This is a genomic window from Vibrio sp. V23_P3S9T160 (assembly GCF_963886625.1).
GTDB classification, from domain to species: Bacteria; Pseudomonadota; Gammaproteobacteria; order Enterobacterales; family Vibrionaceae; genus Vibrio; species Vibrio anguillarum.
Genome location: NZ_CAWPDB010000135.1, coordinates 21,622 through 28,275 on the forward strand (window position 1 = coordinate 21,622; position 6,654 = coordinate 28,275).

General features: G+C 41.4%; 4 protein-coding genes and 1 pseudogene. 4 read left to right on the top strand and 1 reads right to left on the bottom strand.

The genetic code is table 11. The features are described from left to right. Positions 1-19: 19 nt before the first annotated feature. The 3 genes from AACU59_RS11555 to AACU59_RS11565 are packed head-to-tail and all read left to right on the top strand — an operon-like array spanning position 20 to position 4,345. Entirely contained in the window at positions 20-1,351 is a 1,332-nt protein-coding gene (locus tag AACU59_RS11555) for a sensor histidine kinase (RefSeq protein ID WP_094145439.1), read from the top strand. A 4-nt stretch (positions 1,352-1,355) separates the two neighbouring features. Next, on the top strand, positions 1,356-3,014 hold the full coding sequence (locus tag AACU59_RS11560) for an EAL domain-containing protein (protein ID WP_094145440.1): 1,659 nt from the start codon (positions 1,356-1,358) through the stop codon (positions 3,012-3,014). After that, the gene (locus tag AACU59_RS11565) at positions 2,990-4,345 is read left to right on the top strand and encodes an HD domain-containing phosphohydrolase (protein ID WP_094145441.1); all 1,356 of its coding nucleotides are present in this window, start codon (positions 2,990-2,992) and stop codon (positions 4,343-4,345) included. Before AACU59_RS11560 ends, AACU59_RS11565 begins: the two co-directional genes overlap by 25 nt. A 42-nt stretch (positions 4,346-4,387) precedes the next feature. Here the strand turns inward: AACU59_RS11565 and AACU59_RS11570 are convergent. Beyond that, positions 4,388-5,980: pseudogene (locus AACU59_RS11570) on the bottom strand (FAD-dependent oxidoreductase); the annotation flags it as partial. Positions 5,981-6,027: 47 nt separating this feature from the next. On the opposite strand from AACU59_RS11570, the gene AACU59_RS11575 reads away from it, so the two are divergent. Then, positions 6,028-6,654 (top strand): recombinase family protein (locus tag AACU59_RS11575; RefSeq protein WP_161437603.1); only part of this gene is annotated, 627 nt, incomplete at its 3' end.

The following is a 6,654-nucleotide window of genomic DNA, read 5'->3' on the forward strand; positions in this document are numbered from 1 at the left end:
CGTTATCTGATTAGGGAGTATGCATGTGAGTAAAACCCAGCAACAGGAAGAAAATAGACGCTTTCAAGAAGAACACAGCTTGGACTCAACATTTCACTACGTCGTACTTTCTTTGCTAGGAGTTATGTTTTCAAATCAATCACAAGAAGACAAGTTAGATCAGTTTATTACTCATGTTCAGCCTTTATTCCCTAATACACATATCGTGCTATTTTCTTACAATTCTGAGCAGAGGCTCAAGATACTGCGTTCTAGTTTTCCAATCACCGATGCAATGAAGTTAGGCACATACCCAACCTTAGCCGATACGGAGTTTAGTTACTTCCCTGATTTAGCCAATGATACGGGGAAATTCTCAGACTACCACAATGACTTTCCTGCTTGGAAAAGTGGCGTTACCTTTTCCGTCTCCTCACTGACGCGGCGCTATAGCCTGTTTCTTGCGCGAACAACGCTGAATGCTTTTGACTTAAGTGAATTAGAAAAAATCCAAGAAGGCATGTTACTGGTTGAGATGGCCTTAAAATTACTGTCGTCTATGCGGGAGAGTAGTAGTGATCTTCAACGAAATGAGCAAGATGCAAAAAGGGTTTCTTTAGGTAAATTGGCCGCCGGTGTTGCGCATGAAATCAATAATCCACTCGGCTTTGTGATGAGTAATTTCAACACGTTAAGTTCCTATCTTGCCCAAGTGAAGGCACACCCAGAGATCCAGCAGATCAACGACCATCAGTTGGCAGAAATACTGGATGATAGCGAGTCTATCATTGTGGAAAGTTTAGAGGGGCTTTCGCGTATTAAAAACATTGTAGCGAGCTTGAATGTGTATTATCACGAGTCCAAATTATCAGTTGGAATGGTCGATTTAAGAGACGTGGTTAGCTCTGCAACTAATATGGTGTTGGGTGAAATGAAGCTGAAAGCACGCTTAAATTATAAACCTCCTCAAATACCATTTTATGTTCTAGGGCAAACCCATAAGCTCCAACAAGTACTGATTAATTTGTTAGTCAATGCGTTACAGTCATTCTCTCAAACTGATGGTGAAGTCACTGTCGCCTTGTCTATGGAAAACAGCTTATTAATCGAGAATAAATCGAGTGTCTGTCTATCTGTATGCGATAACGGTAAAGGCATTTGTCCGGAAGATTTAGTGTACGTTTTTGATCCTTTTTTTACCACCAAGCGTATCGGTGATGGCGCAGGACTTGGATTATCTGTTGCGAAAGAAATCATAGAAGAGCACCTCGGAAAAATTGAAATTCAGTCGACGATAGGTCAAGGAACCTGCGTCTATATTCGTTTACCGCTTTATGTTGCACCTCATCATTCGATGAAAGGATTGGGGTAATTGTATGTTTCGATATAAAGAAATTCTGCTTGTAGATGATGAGCCAGCGGTACTTAAAGCTTTAACACGTGAATTCAAACCGCATTTTTCTGTGGTTCATTGTGCGAGTAGTGGCCTTGAGGCTCTGACTATTTTAGAGCGGCACCCTATCGAAATTGTGATTTCTGATTATCGAATGCCTAATATGGATGGGACAGAGCTGGTCGTCAATATTCGCAATAAGTATCCTCATGTTGTAACCATTATTCTATCTGGTCAAGCTGACATCACAGGTTTGTCTCGTGCTTTGAACGAAGGGAAATTGCATCGTTTTCTCCAAAAACCATGGGATAGAGAGGAGCTGATTGAAACCATACGTTTGAGTTTATTGGAGCGTGAAGCATTGCTAGGTAGTGATGTGCTGACGAACTTAAAAAACCGGCGCACGTTAGATGAACAGATTATCGAATTGAAAAAACATGGTGACTCCTCATACGCTTTGGTCATGGTGAATATTGCTAATCTAGACGAAATTAACCATCAATACGGCGGAGCGCTTGGTAATCAATTTATTAAAACGCTGGCGTGGCATCTGAGTGATGGTAATACAGAGCCGGAAACCATATATCGCTACAAAGATAAGCTGTTTATGTGCATTCCATACAGCCCCAAAGGTTATCAAGTTGTGATGCGCTTATGTGAGCGACTCTCTCAGCCTGTTGAAGTCGACACACATCTTATTAAAACTAGGTACACGGCTTTGCTCTGTGATGTCAAATCGTTGCATCAAGTCGATGATATATCTATTGCTGACCTTAATGAACGCTCGCGAGTGCGTTTGCACCATCAATTGCAGATTTTCGGGCTCGATAATGATCCTCAATCCCGAGAGTTATTGGCGCTATTTTCTGTATTAAACGATATCGATAGACGCTATTTCTGCGCGTTTTATCAGCCTCAACTGTCGACGGTAACTGGTGATGTTTGTGGATTTGAAGCATTAGCTAGGCGCAAAACAGTTGAGAATGAGTGGCAATATCCAGCCAGCTTCTTACCCATAATTGAACAGTATGGTTTAACTAAAGTGTTAACCGAAAAAATATTGGAAGACGTACTGATGTTCATCAAACAACATCAGAAACTAATTAAAGAGCGAAATATCAGTGTTAATGTGCCTGGGAACATGTTGATAAATGGGCAATTTTACGAATTATTGACTAAGCTAACTACAAAGCTCAGTTGCGGTTTGAATAATTTGTCAATAGAGATAACGGAGCATGACTTTATTGAGGATTTTATTCAGGCGAAACAAGAACTCAGTAAACTGAAAGGGTTGGGATTGAGCTGTGCACTGGATGATTTTGGAACTGGATATGCGGGTTATGAATATCTGTGCGAAATGCCTTTCGATGTACTTAAAATTGATGGGCGATTTGTTCAAGCAATTGGCAAATCAGCGTCCAATGAAGTTATTTTGAGGGCAATGATAGACAGTGCTGAATCACTTGAAATGGGAGTGATTGCCGAATGGGTTGATACTCAGGAGCAAGCAGATAAATTGAAAACCTTGGGCTGTTCCATTATCCAGGGGCATTTGGTGAGTCAGGCATTATCATCAGACGACGTGGTCAGCTATTTGTCTAGAATGGAGGAGGATCGATGGAAAATGTCGCACAAAAAATAGCAATTAGTGGTGATAGACTTAGCCTTCTGCTGCTAGATGATGAGAGCGAAATTCTAAAATCACTAACGAGGGTTTTGCGTACAGATTATGACATAGTTTCTTTTAATAGCGGAAAGGAAGCCTTGGAATATTTAGAGCAACATGAAGTCTCTATTATTATCTCTGATATGCGGATGCCAGAGATGGATGGTGCCGATTTTCTCGCAAAATCAAAAGAGTTATATCCTGAGACGATTCGTATCCTGCTCACTGGATATAGTGATATTCAGTCAACCGTAAGGGCAGTAAATTCCGGCGGAATTCATACCTATATTGGCAAACCATGGGATAACGAAAACCTAAAATTGATCGTTTCAAAAGCAGCGGAGTTTTATCGTCTGACAAAAGAGCGAGAGCATTTGGCTATCGAGTTAGAAAAACGCAATAATGAGCTCGAAGTAGTTAATCTAGCCTTGGAGGACAATAATCGTAAGCTGGCTGAATTTAATCAAGATTTAGAGCAGAAGGTAAAAGAGAGAACGTTAGAGCTGCAATCATCTAATAAAAAGTTAGAACATTTATTGATGAGTCGTAACAAAACGTTTAAAGATATATTGGGTATGGTTACTGCGATCATTCAATATCGAACGGGACACCCAGCCGATCACGCAGAGCGTATTGCCAACCAAGCGAAGGTAGTAGCGCAGCGGTTAAAACTGCCTGAAAGCCAAGTGAGTCATGTATATTTGTGTGGTTTGATGCACCAAATAGGACTAATCGGTGCGAAAGATAAAGAACTTGAAAAGTTGATTGTTGATCCAGAAACCTCAATTCCTCAGAGTCCTAATGCCAATTCTGTATTAGGCGCCGAGATTTTAGGCCGAATTAAGCGCTTTGAGCCATTAGTCGAAATCATTCGCCACCAAGATGAGTTGTATAATGGTACTGGTAAGCCAGGCCATTTACATGGTGAAGAAATACCTTTGTGTTCACGTATTATTAAAGTGGTTAAAGATTATGACTACTATATTGCATCACCAAATAATCCACGTCGTATGCATACCAAAAGTGCGCAGAGTTATATAAAAGAGCAGGCTGGAACCTTATATGACCCCACAGTCGTGGATGCTTTTTTAATGGTAGTAACTTCGTTAAAACACTTGGAGGATGGCCTAGAATTGTGCATTGGTTTGAGTGAAGTGAAACCGGGTATGAAAATTAAGCGTGATTTGTACTTACCTAATGGAAACTTAATGTTGACCGCTGGCAATCAAATTAACTCAGCTTTGTTGGCGAAATTAAAAGAGCTTGAAGAACAGACTAATATGCCAATCGCGGTTTACATCGGTTAATTTAAAAAGAGTGCCGCATCAGCAGCACTCAATTGAATTTTTTTATTGTTTTGCAAACAGATAAGTACGGAACCCACCAATCAAGTTACGTGCTTTAAAGCCATTATTGGCCAGTTGGCGGTAGGCTACATTACCGCGCAACCCGACTTGGCAATAAATGATGATCTCTTTGTCTTTGGGCAGTTCATCCATACGTTGACGAAGTTGGTCAACCGGAATATTGATGTCGCCTTTGAGATGATTACCATTTTCACGTTCACTTGGATTACGTACATCCAAAAGAATATGCGTGTCACTTAGCGAATCGATTTGATCAAAATGGATGGCTTTTGCATCGCCTTTCATTATATTTGTCGCGACAAAAGCTGCTTGGTTAATCACATCTTTCGCGCTGCCGTATGGTGGCGCGTAAGTCAGCTCTAGGTGTTGTAGTTGTTCTACTGTCATACCTGCACGTTGAGCGACAGCCATCACGTCGATACGCTTGTCGATGCCATCTTTACCAACTGCTTGCGCCCCGAAGATTTTGCCTGATTTTGGATCGAACAGCATTTTGAACGACACTACTTCAGCGCCCGGATAGTAGCTCGCATGGCTGGCTGTGTGAACGTACACTTTTTCGTAATCAACGCCGTCACGTTTTAGTTGCTTCTCATTTTTGCCTGTGGATGCCAAGGCTAAGTCGAATATTTTACAGATTGCGGTTCCTTGTGTTCCTTGATAGGTTTCGTTACGACCAAGCATGTTATCAGCTGCCATGCGACCTTGGCGATTAGCAGGGCCTGCGAGTGGAACCAGCGTTTGTTTGCCTGTAACAAAATCCTTTTCTTCGATCGCATCGCCGACGGCGTAAATCGCTGGATCGCTGGTCTGCATCTGTTCGTTCACCCAAATGCCACCAAGTTCACCGAGTTGTAAGCCCGCTTCAGCAGCTAGTTTGGTTTCTGGACGCACACCAATCGCCATAATCAGGATGTCAGTGGTGAGTATTTCACCATTGCTGAGCACAAGATCCAGTTCACCTTCTATGTGTTTGTGATCCAGAGTTTCACCCGATTCTGTGCTAGGTAACGTCGTCGCTGGTTTATATTCGACCGATTTTAAGGCAACACCTAAACGTAAATCGATGCCTTTAGCGCGAATTTCCGCATGAGCAAAGCCCGCCATTTCACTATCGACAGGTGTCATTACCTGATCAGCCATTTCGATCAGCGTAGTTTTGATACCGAGGTGATGGAATGCTTCCATCATTTCCAAACCGATAAAACCACCGCCGACAACAGTTGCATGCTCAGGTTTATTCATTTGTAGCGTCTGAATGATTTTATCCATATCTGGAATGTTGCGCAGCGAATGGGTCAGTGGGTTTTGAATCCCAGGAATCGACGGGACAATAGGACCCGCTCCAGGGGAAAGCAGCAAAAAATCATAGCTTTCTTGGTACTCTGACTGATCGAGCAGATTGCGTACAGTGATGGTTTTCGCTGCACGATTAATACGCAGCACTTCATTCATAGTGCGTACATCCACATTAAAACGCGCTAAAAAGCTTTCCGGTGTTTGTAGCAGCAAATTACTGCGCTCTTTGATGTCACCGCCGATGTGATATGGCAAGCCACAGTTAGCAAATGACAACTGCATGTTATACTACATATATTATGGTCAGGAACGTGTAAGAAAAAATGAATAAGTATCATCTATATCAACGTGTTAGTAAGCAAATTCAGGCTGAGGAAGGTCAGGGTATACAAAGACAAGAACAGGCTTGTGAGCATTGGATTTCTGATTACAACAAGCGCCTCTTAAGTGAGGGGAAATCGGCTTACTCAAAGGGATTAATTTATGAAGATCGTGGTAAGAGTGCTTACACAGCCGCGAACTTTAAAAGGGGTGAACTGGGTGCTTTGATTAATGATATTGAAAATGGAAAGATCGAGAAAGGCGACCTTATTGTTATTGAGTTAATAGATAGATTTAGTCGAGCTAATGTTGACTTTGTCAGAGGTGAATTTCAAAGGATTCTCGATGCTGGCGTTAAAATTGCAATTACGAAATGGAATCTTGTTTTTGAAGAAAATATGGAATCTGTATCTAGTGTAACAGGAAGAATACTACTTGAAATCGGAATGTACTTAGCATACCAAGAATCAAGTCAAAAAAGTGCAAGAATAAAAGCCAGTAGAAAATTGCTTGAAGATTCAGGAAGGAAATCTATAGCGAAACCACCATTTTGGTTAGCTAGAAACTTAGATTTAAAATCTTATACAATAATTGAAGAGAACGCGGAAATTATTAGGAAAATATTTGAC